The following is a 16718-nucleotide window of genomic DNA, read 5'->3' on the forward strand; positions in this document are numbered from 1 at the left end:
GTCACGTAATAAGTTAAAAATGAGTGGATCACACCTTGTTCGGGTGAATGTTTCCGGGTAAATGTTTCGGATGTAAGTGCCAATGCTCTTCTGAACCAAGGTGATTTTTCCAGAGAGATTGATAAAGCGGGCAGCGATTCAGTAATTCGTCATGGGTACCGCTATCACACAGGGTTCCATGATCCATTACCAATATTTGATCAGCGCGGGTTATTGTGCTTAACCGATGAGCGATAACGAAAACGGTTTTATTCTGGGTAAGAGAATCAAACGCTTCTTGTATCAATCGCTCATTTTCCGGATCCAGTGAAGCGGTTGCTTCGTCCAGGAATAAAACAGGAGACTGTTTTAGAATAGCGCGAGCAATGGCAAGACGCTGGCGTTCACCACCGGACAATGTACCGCCATCCACACCTAAAAGGGTGTCGTACCCTTGTGGCAAGGCCATAATCGTATCGTGAATATTGGCAAGGTGGGCGGCTTGTTCCAATTCCAACTGAGTTGCATTCGGATTGCCCAAACGGAGATTATTCGCGACAGTATCCTGAAAGAGTGCTGTTTCCTGGAACACCATTGTGACGGTGTCATACAGGGCTTGGGTCTGATAATGATGGATAGGAGCACCACCCAGCCGGATTTCACCTTTACCCAGTTGATAAAAAGAGAGCAATAAATAGGCCAGCGTGGATTTACCGCTGCCACTTGGCCCCACAATGGCGGTCATACTGCCTTGTGGCGCATAAAATGAAACGTTTTGGATAGCTGGTTGGCTAGTGCCTGGGTAGCTAAATGAAACATTGTTAACTTCAATATCGTATTTGGCTGGTGCTGCTAATGGCCCGGAAACTTGCGTTTCAACCGCTTCTATCTCTGCAATATGCATTTCGCCCACTTGTGTCAATGCGGTCACATTGATCAGGGGAATGATCCCGCGTAAAGGGGTAATCGTGGCAAACAGCAGCAAAATCGTGATGAGCATTTCGGAAAGTGTGAGTGCTTCCGGAGAATGGAAACGTAGTGCTCCGGCTAGAATACCAACCACCACACTGGTATCAATGACAATGTAGAACAGACTCAGTAGCGGTATGCTTTTAAATACTCCACGGCGGAATGCAACACGTAATTGCTCAATTTCTTGGTCAAAACGCTGCTCTACCGTTGTGGTCGCCGCTGCTGCGCGGATAAAGGCCATGCCTTGTGCATACTCTACGATCGATTCAGACACGTCAGCCATCATCGCTGCCCGTCGACGCAATATTTCATTTAGCTTTTGACGGATTGCGCCCAGAATGATTAGACCAACCATCAATACCAATAGGGCACTGCCAGCAACAATCCAATCAAACCAGAATAAAGCCAGATAAATGAGCGCCAGCATCGTAATCTGACAGGTAATTTGTGGTGTGGTATAGGCGGATTGATTTTCCTGCCATTGCACATCTTCGGATAATGTCAGTGCTATTTTTCCGGCACTTAGCCCCCGGATTGTTGCGACAGACATACTGACAAGCCGCTGTAGCAAAGAACGACGGATTTCTATACCCAATCCATAAGCAGCAATGGTGAGTTTACGCAGTGCGCGAGACATAAAAGCGAACCGCAGCACCAGTAACAGAATCAATAACGTCAGAGTGATAAACGGCAGCATATTATTGCCACTCTCTTTCAGATGAGTATCCTCCAGATGGGTGATAGCCCAAGCTGCGATGGCAAGTTGAGCAATAATCGCAATGATATCAAGCTGCTTATATAACAACCCACAGAACCAAACCCGTTGCAGTTTCGGGGGCAAATGTTGCTGGAGACGATTAAATAGCCCCATGATAATTTTCTCCTGTTCCGGTAGTTTCTCCCCGCCAAGCGGCCCACTGTTTGGCATATGCGCCTTGCTGTGAAACCAATTCATCATGGGTACCTTGCTCAATAATTTGTCCTTTATCTAAGACCAGTATTTGATCAAGATGACGGATAGTCGGCAGGCGATGGGCAATAACAATCACTGTTTTGGTGTGACATAGTGCATTGAGTGCTTGTTGCATCTCTTTTTCACATTCAGGATCGGCATAAGCTGTGGCTTCATCCAAGACAAGAATTGGCGCATTTTTCAGGATAGCGGAGGCAACGGCGATACGCTGTTTTTCTCCCACAGACAAGCTGATACCGTTGTTAAGCACAGTATCGTAACCTTGTGGTAGCTGTTGAATAAATTGGTGTGCCTGTGCTGCGGTGGCTGCCGCTTCAACCTCGGCTTGGGATGCATCAGGGCGGGCCAGTCGGATATTATTGGCTATCGTATCGTTGAACAGAAATACACGCTGAAAAACAAAAGAAATGTTATTACGCAGGGTGGGTTCATCCATATTACGGATATCAATACCACCAACGGTAATTTTGCCTTGTTTCGGGTCCCAAAGACGAGCAATCAAACTGGCTACAGTCGATTTACCCGAACCACTGGCTCCTACCAGGGCCAGTGAACTTCCGGCAGGTACGGAAAACGAGATGTTATTTAATGCATTATCCTGCCCATTTTGATAGGAGAAGCTGACATTATGCAAGGTAACGCTATGATCGATAGGGGATTGAGCATTAGTCGTTGGACTCTGAGTACATGGTGTTAATTCAGGTTGATTCATTAACCAGTGATAACGTGTGATTAATGCTTCTTGCTGTTGCAAACGTGTCATCACCGCGAACATGGATGAAGCAATATTGCCGAATGCCATAGCGGCCAGAATAAAGAAGGTGAATTCAAATACAGAGATTTCTTGTCGGTTAAATAACCAGACTGCCAATGGAAGTACAAATAATAAGTTAGCGCTCGATAATACAAAAAAACGGCTGGATTTTACCTGCACTTTCTCAACCCAGACATCGATAATACGTGTCAGGGCAGTGAATGCTTCTTCAGCTCGCTGTAGCGCAATATTGCCGCCTGAATAGGTTTTTACCACAGGGATAGCATTGATAACTTCACCCATGGTCGAAGCAATACGATTTTGGGCTGCGTAAAAGTGCTGAGTTGTGGTTTGAACTTTTATCTGAATATAGATGAATAATAAACAAGCGCCCAAAGTTGGGGCGAATGCCGCTAATGCTAACCGCCAATCGATGACCAACATAACACTCAATGCGATCAGCGGGCCAAACAAGGTTGCGGACATCTCTGGAATGATATGGGCAATACCATCTTCAAGCTGTTCGACGTCATCTAACATCATCTTCTTGATTTCGGTGCTGTCAGTCTGCATGAAGAAGCCTAGGGGAACAGACTTCAACTTACTGCTGATGTTACGACGAACATCAGCCTGAACATCGGCGGCAATCAAATGAGAAACAAATGTTGAGCCACTGAAAGTCAACATAGCAGCAAAGGTAAAACCCAATAACGTGACACCGTAACTCAATAACGTGTCATATTGTCCGTCATAGATAGATTGGGTAATTAACCCAGCAACCGCTGCCGGTAGTATTTGTAGACCAGCAGAAACGATGGCAAGCAAAATTGCAATGTAACTCAGCGTGCGGTATGGGCGCATCATACCCCATAATGTCTTAATGACACCGGCATCAGCAGCGCGTTGCTCTGGCGAGTTCTGCGCAGAAGAGTCATAACTAAGCATAGGTGCTTTCCTTTTGGAAATCTCGGCGCTTGCGTAATATCCAGAACAGGCCAGTGAGGGTGAAGAGTGATGCAAGAGCGAAAAGGGAAGCGTAACTTGCTTTGGTCACAATTAGCCCGCCCAGCATTGAACAGATGATCGCTATACTCATATCTGCGGATTGCATCAATGCAAAATCCACACCAGACTGTGTACCTGCTGCCAGAGACATCATCTGGGTATACAAAGCAACAAATTTAGCCGCGGTGATTAACGTGATGAAAATGTATATGGCTGAAAGTAGGGAGAGAGAAGTTTCTGATTGTTGGGCAAGCCAGAAAATCCCCGCTAAGACCACACATTCAAGCAGCATAAGGCCCAATAATGTTTGAATAGCTCCTAGCTTGCGTACAATGATGCCGCCAGACAGGACACCAAATAATCCGGCCAATGCACCACCACTGGCTGCGATAATGCCAAGCTGAGTTAGATCTACTCCGCGATCGATTAAAAATGGGGAGAGCATTCCGAGTGACAGGCGCGTACCTACCATACATAACAGTATTAAAACCAGTGCTTGTTTAACCGGAGCACGGCGTAATGCACTCTTCAGAGAGGGCTTTGCCATATCTTTTGAAATCATAGCCTTTGAAACATCCGGTTCTTGCTTCTCCTGAGTTTTTCGGATGAACAAAATAGGCAGTGACATCAAGAAAATCACAATGGTTAATACACCTGCACCAATGTGCCAGCCATACAGTGAAGTCAGATATAAAAACAGGCCGCTGCCGATAATGGCCCCCAGATAACCGCCCCCGACCTGCATGACATTGCTCCAGGGACGATGTTGTGGTGATAACCGGTCAATAGCATGACCATCTGTGGTGGTATCTACGACGGTCAGGCAAAGTGTTATCAGAAACAAAGCCGTAATAATCAGCGGCATATGTTCAGCGGGGTTTGCCAATGACATAGCACAGAAAAGCAGGGTAATTAGCAGATTGCCACAGAGCATGAGGCGGCGAGGGTGAGTATCCCCCGAACCTGTTTTACGATAGCGCTCTACAATCGGCGCCCAAAGGAACTTGCATGCCCAGGGTAACATCAACAGATAAAGTAACCCTATCTTATCTGGTGTTACACCGTGGCTGCGCAAAAATGCGGGCATGCTTTGTAACGTTAACATGCCAATGGTACTTTGGATGGTGTAAACACCAGCCAAAGTCAGAAGCAGTAACGAGACGTGACGGGAATTTGAAATATTGTGCGTTTGCGTCATAGTGCAACGCTCACGTCCAGCCCAACATTCAAGCCCTTACTTATCATACTGAGCGTACTGGGGCCTTGCTGGAAACTAGAGACTCGGTACTTTTTGTTGCCCAGATTTTCGCCATAAAGTTTGACGTTAACACCATGAGCCATTTCTAAACTTAATGAGGCGTCATAAAGAGTATATGCTCCTTGTTCAAGGGTATTCGCTTCATTAAAGTAGCTTTTTGAATAGTGGCGGGCGCCCGCATTTACATAAAGGTTGCCTGGCAAGATTGTCTGATTAATCAGATAGTCGACACTTGTATTAAGCATGATATCTGGCGCATATGGCAGACGTTTGCCATTGTAACTTACGCCATTTATGGTATCGGTTGCATGAGTGAAGTTTGATTTACCTACACTGCCGCCAAGAGAAAATCTGAGTCCTTGCATTGGTTTGATCTGGCTACTCAGTTCAATCCCTTTACTTTCTGCTTTTCCGGCATTGCGAATGGATTGCATGGCAATAGGCCCAACATAGATCTGCTTATCTCTTGAACGGATATAATAAACTGCGCTGTTTAACGTCATGGCATTGTTAAAGAAAGATGTATGCCAACCGAATTCATAATTATCTGAGGTTTCGGTATCGTAAGATTTTTTATCATTGGCAGAGGAAACAATATTGTTGAACCCGCCGGGTTTATAACCTCTAGTTGCAGAAACATAGAAACGGGTATCAGGCGTGAATTGCCAGCCCAAAGCCGCTTTAGGTGTAAACTCGTTATTGGAAACTTGATTATTAAACGCATCAACCGCCATCGTGCCAGAACGGCCTGTATAGGCTATCTGCGATTTTTCATGCGACAAACGTCCGCCAAGGGTCAGATCCCATTGGGAAGCAACCGGTAATTTAACTTCACCAAACAGCGCCAGTGATTTTGTTTTAATCGTGTTAAGGGAATCACTGTAGTAACCAGGATAAGCACCAACCAGATGTTTACTATTTTCATCTGAGAACCAACCGCCGAGAATACTGGTTATTCCATTTGAATAGTTGGAATTTAAACGCAACTCTTGGGTTGTGGCGTCGTGTTTCTCTTTCCATTTACCCCCGACGAAATTACGGAAGATATCGCGATCCTGATAAGAAGTGACACTGGTCAATGCATTGTCACCGAAATCATATTCAGCTTTCAGTGCATAACTATTGACTCGTCGTTTTAAATCAGGGGTAGCACCATCAAACTTTTTCCGCCGGAATTGTTCGTCAGTTAAATAAAGTTCTTCGTGAGAATTAAGATCTTCATGAGCAAAGCTAAGTTCAGCGCTGAAAGGGGAATCATCTGGTGCAAATGTCAGTTGTCCTTTACCCAACCAGGTTTTGCTGGAATCAATATTTTTATCACCCCGATTTGGGGCATCAATTTGGCCGGGTTCTTTTACCCAGCGTAGGCTAGTACTGCCATAAAGAACACCCTCAATAAGAGGTGTTGATCCACTGAAGGAACCGCCTTGTTTCAATCTGGAATAATTACCAGATAAGTTAAGCCAAGGACCTTCTTTGGGCGAACGGGTAACAATATTGATAACACCCGCTTGGGCGTTTCCACCATATAAGGTGCCTTGAGGGCCTCGTAATAATTCTACACGTTCTACATTGATTAATTCTTGTGTTAGAAATTGGTGGTCCTGAGGAACGCCATCAACATAAATTCGAATGGAAGGTGAATAGTAATCAGGTGAACTGATGCCACGAATTGTGGTTGCCGAATAGGTTCGATTGCCACGAGAGCGGATTTGTAAACCGGGGAAAGCACGTTCAAGATCCTGCACTTGGGTGATGCCCGCCTGCTCAAGTTCTTCGCCAGTTTTAACCAAAACGCTGCCATCAATTTTATTTAATGCTTCTTCTCGTTTGTTAGCCGTCACGATCAAAACATCTTCTTTAGCTTCAGGTGCATGTTCTGCCCAAGCCATAGGTGAAACCAGGCAACATAAGACAGATGCCTTAGCATATTTTCTTTTCATATGAATACTCGTTATGCCTTGTCAAATTATGTTTTACAAAAAACAAGTGTGGTAAAACAAAAAACATCTCTGGGAGACTAACGATAGTAGAAAATCGGGGCTAACGGGATAGGGACAAAAGTAGCGCAATGCGTACTATTGATAATGATTATCATTAATGATAAATTGCGTGATATTTACATTATGTATATATATAAAATAAAAGCATAATGCTCTTAACACACACAACATGCTGTTTTTTTTATGTAAATAGCATTTGAAATGGAATCTGATGCTAATTTTACAGGGGATCTCATGAAGACGATCTATAGCGAGAAATTGGGAGTTTTCACTGCTGGCCATTGCAGTTATATACATTCACAGGTGGAGGAAAATGACATAACTCCCTCGTTGTTAACAGAGGAACTATCTGACGGAATTCACATAAACCGGATTCGTCTTGAGCTAAATAAAGATTTCACTGAATATTGTGAAGGGCCGCCAACAGTATCAATTGCTTTTGTTCTAAGCGGGAAAGGGAAAATGGCGATTGAGAATGGTGATGATTTAGATATTAATCCAGGAACAATGATTTTTTTCTATTCGCCTAAGATGACGCGTGGCATAAATTTCTTTGGCTGTGGAGCATGGCATATTCTTGATATCCGTTTTTCTCTGAACGAAATTGAAGCTCAGGAGTTGCCATCTTTTACCAAACTAACAACTGGTTTTGAAAAAAATGCGAGTTATAGCGATGTCTTGATGATGGCTCGTCCTATCTATCCACCATTTATGCAGATAGTCAATCAAATAGAAGAATGTCAATTAAATGGTAGTGTCAGAAAGGTTTATTTAAAGGCAAAAGCGTTGGAAATACTTGCTTGTGTGACTGCTCAAATTTATGACTGCCAGTATAATGCGATTAACGGCTTGCAGCGTCGTGCGGTTTACAATGCAATAAAGATAATTAACAGCGACTATCATTACCCTTGGACAATAAAATCATTATCAAGAGCAGTTGGTCTGAATGAACGGAAATTAAAAGAGGGATTCCGTGCAGTTGTTTTTCGTACATTTCATCAATATTTGGAAAACGTTCGTATGACTACAGCGGAAGATTTATTGAAGAAAGGGATGAGTGTCATTGAGGTTTCAGCCGCAGTGGGGTATTCCAGCCCAAGCCATTTTTCTAAACGTTTCCGGCAACACTATTTGATCAACCCTAAAGCATGGCAAGCAAAATATGCCGTTAACCATACATTATTGACCGAGCATATTGTTATGTAAAGTCAGCAAATCGTGCTCTACCGCCCGCTTAACAGCGGGCGGTATTACATATGAATATAAATATTTTTACCTAATCGACCTGGCTACAAAATAACGATATCGTTATTTTTCTTGTATAACAAATGATTAATTTTTTAATGGTTAATTATGGCTTCTTGCATACCATGATATATAGTCATTACTTGATATTGGTGTTTCAATTCCAAATTTATCCACTTCAAAACTGGAAATATAATCATTAATTTTTTCTGCGTACTCACGTATATATTCTGTTCGTCTTTCATCTGTTTTTTTAGATCTCTGCAAATCAATAACTTCATTTTGTAACAGTTTGCTCATGTTGCGGTGAACCCAATCAAGGAGATAACCTTCGATGATCATATCAATATCATCCATGTGATATGTGTCTATGATTGTTGTCACTAAAGATAAAACAGCATATGTTTGACTTAATTCAATAAAATCGGTGTCATGCTTATTGATGAAATCAAAATTTATTTTTTCTCCATTGATTATCAGTTTATTTAATTTATTTAATATAGAATTCATGTAATCATTTAAAATAAAAAACAAATCATGCTGAACATTTTCTTTACGGATGGTTACTCCATTAATAAAAATAATCTCTCCAGCTTTCAGGGAAAGTACGATATTATCACCTTCGGCGGTAATTGCACCAAAATTAGCTATTAAATAATGGGGGATTTTGTTGTTCATAAATAACCCATGAGCGCCACAACGCTCTCGGCAATTAAGTAATATTTCTTGTGTACGCCATGTGCATAAGGATTTTGCAGTAATAATTTCAATAAGTAGCTCATCTGGAAAGTTAAAATTTTTAACTGATCCTGATAGCATTACTGAAACTTTTTTCGTTAACTCTCTTAAATACAACGCATGTGTGACTGTACTCAGGGTATCCCAGGCAAGGCCTTGGCTAAAATGAAAATAATTTATCACTGGCATAGCACCAGAGTAGCCGAAAGTTTGTCGATGATGACCATATGTACTGGTGATATGGAGAGCCGATTTGGCCGCTGTAATCGAACTAACAGCCATACATAATTTCCCAGTATGTATGCGGTTTGTAACTAATGAAAACCGTTCTTTTAATTTTTTAGTATGTAATGATACCTGACCATTTTTGGTCAATGTTATCATATTGCCAGCAAGGAGCCCTTCAAAAGGAATTTCAATATTATCAAATGAAGTTATTGCGTTATCAAGATAAAATCCCGGCTTATCACCAAGCGAAGTAATTTTAACACCAGTAATTAATTGACCATTTACTGACAGAGGGACGACAAATGGAAAAATACCATATTTTTTCCCTGATACATTGAGCTGAGCTAAAATCACAGCTATTTTAGGTAACTCACATGGTATGGTATTAGGCATAAATTTATATGCACCAGAATTGGGAGAGTTAAGGATGAATACACCTTTTTCTGGTAAATAACTAGCCTGTGTTTCTATTGCTATCAGATTATTACCGTAAGCTAATTCTGTCGCCAAATATACGCCAATAGCACGACCTGAACAAAGCTCTTGGTATAAATTTTCTATATATGGAGTTTGATCGCCTAAATTGGCAATCGTCCCTATGGCTAGATTAAAATGAATTGACATCATAGAAACGACTGCGCCATCATGCGGAGCCACTAGCTCATGAAGCGTAACAAGATCATTAAATGATGTCACATTAATATTATTATTATGAATATAATTAAGTAACTCCGTGAATTTTTTTACTGACGATTGGTAATCATTACAGGTCACTTTAAGTATATTGACAATATTATCCGGCAGATTGGAAGTACCTATACTCAAATAGTGTTTTAATTTTAATGCTGAGTCACATAATAATTTCATCTTATTAATGCCTTATTTATTAATAATAAAATATATGTACGGTTCAATTTTGTTTTTGACATAGAACAGTGTTAAGAGCATTGATGATAAGTTATCTTTAGAGTTTCATGAACGCTAATTAATTCCATGTAAAAGACTTTTTATTAATAACAAAATTTTTCGTATATCAGTGCAACTATATTTTATATTGAGAATAAAAATTAAGGCAGGTTAATGAGCGAGGATACACTGCTATCGATTATGGTGTCCCTGTCTGTACTTTCCCGGCAACAAGCTGCGTTCAACTATTTCCAAATACGGACTCTACATTTCCTGAGTCTCTATCACCGTTTTTTGAAAATAGAGACTTCTATTTATTAGGCATTAATTTCCGGGTGGACCCCGTTGTATGGCTGAATATTCATCAACATAGTAAAAGAAGCGCTACTGACTGAATAATAGAAAAGTTACAGTTTTGGGAGCATTCAAAGGTTCGTGAGGTATTGAGTCGTTAACATTAATGTTTCACAATTTTGATTAACAACTCCCACTGAGCGTATGTATCGACTAGTTCATTTTGCAGGTAAATGTATGTTGATAATTGATGGTGAGGACACGTTTACTTCCATGCTGAAAACTTTATTTATTTCTATGGGGGAGAGCGCACAGCTCATCAAAGTGCAGGGCGAAATTAATTTTTATCCTTATGACTTAGTGGTAGCTGGGTAATCCGCTGGATGAAATATGGTCACCTGCGAATGAATGAAAAACTTATTATCGAGCAAGGATTTTGTTGAGATGTCGTTGTGTCATGTTTGGGAAAATCACGGGAGATAGTGGTCATACTGTGAATATTGGGTTGTCAGGAAAAATAGCATTCTTTGCAGACTGCCGTGGATACATATTCGTCAATTAAAAATAATTAATTAAAACAATATCTTAACTAAGTTGCTCCAGTCAAAAACATTCTACTTATTAAAATATACATTTGAAAAAGTAGCTTTTTTTAAATAAAATGGTGTGAGTAAAGTTCCCCAATTTTTACAGCGCGTAACCATTAAGACGCTGTAGAACTGTACTAAAAATAGGCATTCAGGGGATAGTAGATGGAAATGTTGATTCCGTTTATCCCTTATTTTTTGGGATGTGGTTTTGGCGAATTGAAGACATTGATGTCAGGAGGTAACTTTGAACCACCAGAATAAAAATAACCACGAAAATGATGATGATGATAAAAAATCACTTATTGTACTGACTGGCTCTCAACAAGATCAGAGGATGGTGACGTCTTTATCCATTCCGGGAAAACAGATCTATGACAATCCTGCGATTGCTTATCTTGTCAGTCTCGGTTCCAAACGCAGTCGTCAGACTATGAAATCATTTTTAAATATCGTGGCAAAAATGCTTGGATATCAAAATGTGCAGGACTGTACTTGGAGCGCATTGCGTCGTCATCATGTTCAAGCCATTATGGAAATGCTTTCAGATTCGGGTAAAGCCCCTGCAACGATCAATACTTATCTTTCTGCTTTGAAGGGGGTTGCGTTAGAAGCATGGTCAATGAAACAGCTCGATACCGACAATTTTCAACATATAAAACAAGTGCGTTCTGTCCGAGGAAATAGATTGCCAAAAGGAAGGGCACTTGAACGTTATGAAATCAAAAACCTGTTCTTTACCTGTGAAAATGATATCAGTACAAAAGGATTGCGTGATGCAGCCATTATTGGTGTGCTTGTAGGATGTGGGCTGCGTCGATCAGAAATTGTTTCTTTAGATATGAAAAATATTATTCGTCGCGAACAAGCACTGAGAGTTATGGGGAAAGGTAATAAAGAACGTTTATCCTATATGCCGGAAGGTACATGGGAACGTTTAAACCGTTGGGTAGATGAAGTACGCGGTGATCATCCCGGGCCACTTTTTACCCGAATTCGTCGCCATGATGATGTAACTGATAATCGTCTGTCAGATCAAGCGATTTACCATATTCTTGAGATACGCAGAATAGAGAGTGGATTGGAAAAATTTGCCCCTCATGATCTACGCAGAACATTTGCATCTGTCATGTTGGATAATGGTGAAGATATAGTGACCGTCAAAGACGCAATGGGGCATTCAAGTATCACTACAACTCAAAAATATGATAGGCGTGGAGATGAACGCTTACGAAATGCCGCTAGAAATCTGGATTTTTGATGAAGACTAATTCCTATTTTTCAACCACACTTCACATTCTTTTTTTAAAATAGTAAACGTTATTTCGAAAAACGCTATTTGCCTCTGTATGATTATCCAGCAGAGGCATGGTACTATTTTGTACATAAGATTCTTGTTGGCGTTGTTCAATTTGATATTTTTCATGTAGTTAAAATTACAGGTGTGCTTGTTATGACCTCAAAAACACTTTGGAATACTTACGGTTCAACTTCTCTTTTCGTTTTATTATGGAGTAGTGGAGCTGTCTTTTCTCGATGGGGACTGGATCATAGTTCTTCCTTCGCGATTTTAACTGTACGTTTTGCCATTGCTTTTCTATTCTTATTACTTCTCTGCTTATTTAGAAAGCGTTATTTTCCCATGCAAGGAACGACCAAGAAAGTTGCGGGTGTTGGCTTATTGATCATTGCTGGGTATTCTATTTTTTATTTTCTTGCATTGGAGAATGGAATTACTCCCGGCATTTTGGCAACAGTAATGGGAATTCAACCCATTATTACACTTTGGGTGATGGAACGACATTTCTCGTTTCGTCGTTTGATGGGCTTACTATTATCTTTGACTGGTCTGATACTCGTTGTGTTTCAAGGGTTAGTCATGACTCAATTTTCTTTTGCAGGAACTTTTTTTTCTTTAGCTGCACTGGCTTGTATGAGTATTGGTGCTATCTTTCAGAAACAGATCCAACAACCTCCCTCCGATGTTCTACCTTTACAATATGGCGTAAGTTTACTGGTATGTTTGTTATTTGTTCCTTTCAAACCATTTCATATTGAACCTGTTATCGGTTTTATTATTCCCGTACTGTGGCTTGGTTTAGTCATCTCAGTAGTTGCTCAATTATTACTTTATCGTCTTATCAGAACAGGCAATCTTGTTAATGTTACCAGTTTGTTTTATCTTGTTCCGGCTGTAACAGCAATAATGGATTATTTATTTTTAGGTAATGCATTATCTATTTTAAGTATGATTGGAATGGTTGCAATAATACTAGGTTTAGTTCTGATTTTTCGTGAGAAAGGAACAAAAAACCGTTAATAATATTAAGTTAATTCAAATAATTATAATTATTATAATTTATTTTTATATTATGTGTTGTATTTAAAATAATAATGCCATTAAAAATAACTATAGTTGCTAAATTTTAAAATCCGATTAACCTAAACAGGAGGCCATAATCGGATTTTTTATTATACAACGGTAGAACCTATCCCATTAGATCCTTAACTAAATTCATTCTTTATAATATAAGGACATAAATAACGAAAGGAGATAATATGAAAAATTTACCTCATTCGAAATTATTTAAATCACCTGTCAATGCATTTACTGAATGGGACCCGCTTGAAGAAGTGATTGTTGGTATTGTTGATGGTGCCAGATTTCCTTCATGGCACATGGCATTAGAGCCTGTCCTGCCAGAACAACAAATTGTCAATTTTCAACGAAATGCAGGCCGTACTTTTCCCAAAGAACGTATTGAGGCAGCTTCTCGAGAATTGGAAGAATTTGTTCATATTCTTGAAAGTGAAGGAGTTAAAGTCCGTCGTCCTGACGCACAAGATCAATCACTAGTATTTGGGGCCCCAGGATGGACAAGTACAGGATTATATTGTGCCATGCCTAGAGATGTACTTTTGGTTATTGGTGATAACATTATTGAATGTCCATTGGCATGGCGATCTCGTTATTTTGAAACAGCCGCTTATAAGTCTTTATTGAAAGAATATTTCAGAGCAGGTGCTAAATGGAATGCTGCACCGAAACCTCAACTGACTGATGAACAATATAATTTTAATTGGGGAAAAGAGAGTAATGAACAGCAGAAAGTCGCTCTTGCTGTTACAGAATTCGAACCCACTTTTGATGCGGCTGATTTTTATCGTTGTGGCCGAGATATTATTGCTCAAAAAAGTCATGTAACAAATGATTTTGGGATTGAATGGTTAAAACGACATATTGGTGATGAATATCGAATACATGTATTTGAATTTGATGATCCAAACCCCATGCACATTGATGCGACGTTTGTTCCTATTTCACCTGGAAAACTGCTAATTAATCCTAAAAAAGTATCAAAAATTCCTGATTTATTTAAAGGGTGGGATGTATTACATGCGCCAGCACCGATTATTCCGGACAATCACCCTTTATATATGACCAGTAAATGGATCAATATGAATATCCTGATGTTGGATGAAAATAGGGTAATTGTTGAAAAACAAGATGAACCCATGATAGCAGCAATGAAACGTTGGGGATTTACGCCTATTCCATGTAATTTCAGAAATTTCAATAGCTTTGGTGGATCTTTTCATTGTGCAACATTAGATGTGAGACGTTGTGGTAGTTTACAGTCTTATTTCTAATTATTCATCAATAAATTTTAAAATCATCGGTAGTGAGTATCTGAAAAATTCAGGTAATTTTATTTTGTGATGAGATCATTCATTTATTTTATAGAATTATTGAGTTTGATACTCAATAGGTTTCAAATTGCAGCGCGGAAAAAAAAGCGGTAATTAGAAAGATGAAGAGCACAGAGATATTCTCTACCGGAAATATTAGCAGTGAGGTAAATATGAAAATCTGGAGATATTCAACTAAAGATTCCATCATGTTTATACTAAGCTTATTAAATATTATTGTCAGTATAACACTGGCATTATCTTGGAGTAATTTATCTATTTCAGCTTGGTCAGTTAATGTTACCATTCTGTCATTCATGACAACTTATAATATTATCGTTATTTCACATTTTTTACTCATACCCCGTGGTTTATATCACCAACTATGAATAGTTTCGTTTCCATGTTGAACTCCATCAACATAGGACAATCCCTTCAAGCTTATAACTTTACTCATGTCAGGAATCACCATAAATATCATAATGATAATGGAAATCCTATCAACGATAGGTCATCAACTTTTTTAGGTGGTAAAGGCGGTGAACACAACACATTGTGGAATTATGCTGTTCTTGGAGGTTTCAGCACCTTGTACAGTATAATTCCACACATATTATGGGCGTTATTTTTATGGGCAAAACCATTTAGTGGGCGTGACCATCATTTTGAAAAATTGGTTTCAAAAAATGAAATCAATAAAAAGAAAGAATTTGCTCAATTGCGTTTGGATAGGATTACAATGTTTATTGGTCTAGTAATTTTATTCAGTATATCTTGGCAATGGACATTACTTTGTTATTTACCTTCACTCTTATTCGCTTTTATTTTAGTGAATTTACAAAATTATTATGAGCATCATGGGGCTAATCCGGAAAGTAAATTCACCAATTCAGTCAGTCATTATGGGAAACTATATAATTTATTGACTTTTAATGATGGATATCATCAGGAACATCATATTTCAGGTGGTACGCATTGGAGCCTTCTACCTAAATTACGTGAAAGATACATTGACAAATTTAAAGAGTAGGAAAGAATTATCAGCCCAGTGCCAGCAATTTTAGGTTTTTTACACAGAAAAAGAAGCTTGCTGCATAAAAAGCAAGAAACAAAGACACGGTAATCCTCGTAAATAGGTGAAGATAAATAACATATTACTTAAAAAAATAAAGGAATAGCCATGATGCCTAAAAAATTATCACTAACAGGAATAAAACTGACAGCATCAGAATTTGTTATACATGAGACTGAAGGTCATATAGCAATAGATACAGTTGATGCTCTTTTAAATGGTCATCTAGCTGCATGTCGAATCCGTAACTTTTTATCATGGGAACAACGAAAGAAAATCATTGATAACTTTTGGCGATCTTCAGCCAGAAAACCTCGCTATGGTGAAGGAATAGATGGGGTAGAGGGGTATTTTCTTGGTGCTTCTCACATAGAGAAAACGACTTTTGAGTATCTAAAAGAAGCTGAGTATTTTCACTCTGCAATTGATGAATTATTTCAAGGAGCAATTAATCCTCTGGAGCGGTTTGTGGATCAACTAAATGAGTCACGGTCAGAGAACTTATTGCATATTCGGCCAGCTACATATCAAGGAATTCCTGCTGGTAATGCTAAAGCGGTTTACTGGAATAATTCCGGAGAATTTCTTCTCTTACCTCATGATGATTTAGCTCAACTTAGCGACCCATTACAAAGTGGTTTTGAAATTCAATGTGTCCAGCGTGTGATGGCTGTGAATTTTTACGCAGAAGTTCCACAAGGTGGTGGACAATTAAAAGTATGGAATATAGATCCAGATGTTGCTTCTCGTTCAGCTTTTGGGCTAACACATAGTGGTTTTCCTTATCCAGCAGAGTTACTCGAAGAACATGAAAGTATGGTTATCGATATAACTCCAGGGGATTTAATCCTGCTCAATGGCAATTTGGTACATGCTGTTTTAACGGGAAATGCCAACCAGTTGCAGGAAAAACGGTTGCTTATTACGTGCTTTATGGGTATCCACAAAGATGGTGACCTTATTTGGTGGACATAGATTTTGGAACAATATTATTTAGCGTATATTATAAAATTG

At 39.5% G+C, this 16718-nt stretch carries 12 protein-coding genes; 7 read left to right on the top strand and 5 right to left on the bottom strand.

Annotated elements, in window-relative coordinates; translation table 11 throughout:
* Positions 1-28 precede the first annotated feature (28 nt).
* Genes Xhom_RS49310 through Xhom_RS49325 form a run of 4 tightly spaced genes read right to left on the bottom strand, consistent with a single transcriptional unit; the run spans position 29 to position 6884 of the window.
* Entirely contained in the window at positions 29-1924 is a 1896-nt protein-coding gene (locus tag Xhom_RS49310) for an ABC transporter ATP-binding protein (RefSeq protein ID WP_232326280.1), read from the bottom strand.
* On the bottom strand, positions 1809-3623 hold the full coding sequence (locus Xhom_RS49315; protein ID WP_069315709.1) for an ABC transporter ATP-binding protein: 1815 nt from the start codon (positions 3621-3623) through the stop codon (positions 1809-1811). Before Xhom_RS49315 ends, Xhom_RS49310 begins: the two co-directional genes overlap by 116 nt.
* Positions 3616-4881, bottom strand: coding sequence for an MFS transporter (locus Xhom_RS49320; RefSeq protein WP_069315710.1), 1266 nt, complete (start codon positions 4879-4881; stop codon positions 3616-3618). The genes Xhom_RS49315 and Xhom_RS49320 overlap by 8 nt, the downstream gene beginning before the upstream one ends.
* On the bottom strand, positions 4878-6884 hold the full coding sequence (locus Xhom_RS49325; RefSeq protein ID WP_084023025.1) for a TonB-dependent receptor: 2007 nt from the start codon (positions 6882-6884) through the stop codon (positions 4878-4880). Before Xhom_RS49325 ends, Xhom_RS49320 begins: the two co-directional genes overlap by 4 nt.
* A gap of 294 nt (positions 6885-7178) precedes the next feature.
* On the opposite strand from Xhom_RS49325, the gene Xhom_RS49330 reads away from it, so the two are divergent.
* Positions 7179-8150, top strand: a complete 972-nt coding sequence (locus Xhom_RS49330; protein WP_069315712.1) for a helix-turn-helix transcriptional regulator — start codon at positions 7179-7181, stop codon at positions 8148-8150.
* A gap of 141 nt (positions 8151-8291) precedes the next feature.
* Here Xhom_RS49330 and Xhom_RS49335 read toward each other — a convergent pair whose 3' ends face one another.
* Positions 8292-10022, bottom strand: coding sequence for an acyl-CoA dehydrogenase family protein (locus Xhom_RS49335; protein ID WP_069315713.1), 1731 nt, complete (start codon positions 10020-10022; stop codon positions 8292-8294).
* Between the two features lie 570 nt (positions 10023-10592).
* Here Xhom_RS49335 and Xhom_RS49340 point away from each other — a divergent pair.
* The 6 genes from Xhom_RS49340 (at position 10593) to Xhom_RS49365 (ending at position 16679) form a co-directional block, all read left to right on the top strand.
* Positions 10593-10730 carry a hypothetical protein gene (locus Xhom_RS49340; protein ID WP_157104603.1) on the top strand — a complete coding sequence of 46 codons (138 nt, stop codon included), beginning with the start codon at positions 10593-10595 and terminating at the stop codon, positions 10728-10730.
* Between the two features lie 549 nt (positions 10731-11279).
* Positions 11280-12203 carry a tyrosine-type recombinase/integrase gene (locus Xhom_RS49345; protein ID WP_232326355.1) on the top strand — a complete coding sequence of 308 codons (924 nt, stop codon included), beginning with the start codon at positions 11280-11282 and terminating at the stop codon, positions 12201-12203.
* Between the two features lie 192 nt (positions 12204-12395).
* Positions 12396-13262, top strand: coding sequence for a DMT family transporter (locus Xhom_RS49350; RefSeq protein ID WP_069315715.1), 867 nt, complete (start codon positions 12396-12398; stop codon positions 13260-13262).
* 239 nt (positions 13263-13501) lie between these two features.
* Complete coding sequence (locus tag Xhom_RS49355) at positions 13502-14593, top strand: amidinotransferase (protein WP_069315716.1); 1092 nt, start codon at positions 13502-13504, stop codon at positions 14591-14593.
* Positions 14594-15035: 442 nt separating this feature from the next.
* Complete coding sequence (locus Xhom_RS49360) at positions 15036-15662, top strand: fatty acid desaturase family protein (protein WP_232326281.1); 627 nt, start codon at positions 15036-15038, stop codon at positions 15660-15662.
* Between the two features lie 150 nt (positions 15663-15812).
* Positions 15813-16679 (top strand): 2OG-Fe(II)-dependent halogenase WelO5 family protein, encoded by an 867-nt coding sequence (locus Xhom_RS49365; protein ID WP_232326282.1) that lies wholly within the window; start codon positions 15813-15815, stop codon positions 16677-16679.
* The last annotated feature ends 39 nt before the right edge of the window (positions 16680-16718 follow it).

It is taken from the genome of Xenorhabdus hominickii, assembly GCF_002632725.1.
Lineage (GTDB): Bacteria > Pseudomonadota > Gammaproteobacteria > Enterobacterales > Enterobacteriaceae > Xenorhabdus > Xenorhabdus hominickii.

What these genes read in the sequence shown, in the direction of transcription:
- Xhom_RS49315 (WP_069315709.1), bottom strand. Translation starts at nt 3,623, where the DNA reads ATGCTTAGTTATGACTCTTCTGCGCAGAACTCGCCAGAGCAACGCGCT.
- Xhom_RS49320 (WP_069315710.1), bottom strand. Translation starts at nt 4,881, where the DNA reads ATGACGCAAACGCACAATATTTCAAATTCCCGTCACGTCTCGTTACTG.
- Xhom_RS49325 (WP_084023025.1), bottom strand. Translation starts at nt 6,884, where the DNA reads ATGAAAAGAAAATATGCTAAGGCATCTGTCTTATGTTGCCTGGTTTCA.
- Xhom_RS49330 (WP_069315712.1), top strand. Translation starts at nt 7,179, where the DNA reads ATGAAGACGATCTATAGCGAGAAATTGGGAGTTTTCACTGCTGGCCAT.
- Xhom_RS49335 (WP_069315713.1), bottom strand. Translation starts at nt 10,022, where the DNA reads ATGAAATTATTATGTGACTCAGCATTAAAATTAAAACACTATTTGAGT.
- Xhom_RS49340 (WP_157104603.1), top strand. Translation starts at nt 10,593, where the DNA reads ATGTTGATAATTGATGGTGAGGACACGTTTACTTCCATGCTGAAAACT.
- Xhom_RS49345 (WP_232326355.1), top strand. Translation starts at nt 11,280, where the DNA reads ATGGTGACGTCTTTATCCATTCCGGGAAAACAGATCTATGACAATCCT.
- Xhom_RS49350 (WP_069315715.1), top strand. Translation starts at nt 12,396, where the DNA reads ATGACCTCAAAAACACTTTGGAATACTTACGGTTCAACTTCTCTTTTC.
- Xhom_RS49355 (WP_069315716.1), top strand. Translation starts at nt 13,502, where the DNA reads ATGAAAAATTTACCTCATTCGAAATTATTTAAATCACCTGTCAATGCA.
- Xhom_RS49360 (WP_232326281.1), top strand. Translation starts at nt 15,036, where the DNA reads ATGTTGAACTCCATCAACATAGGACAATCCCTTCAAGCTTATAACTTT.
- Xhom_RS49365 (WP_232326282.1), top strand. Translation starts at nt 15,813, where the DNA reads ATGATGCCTAAAAAATTATCACTAACAGGAATAAAACTGACAGCATCA.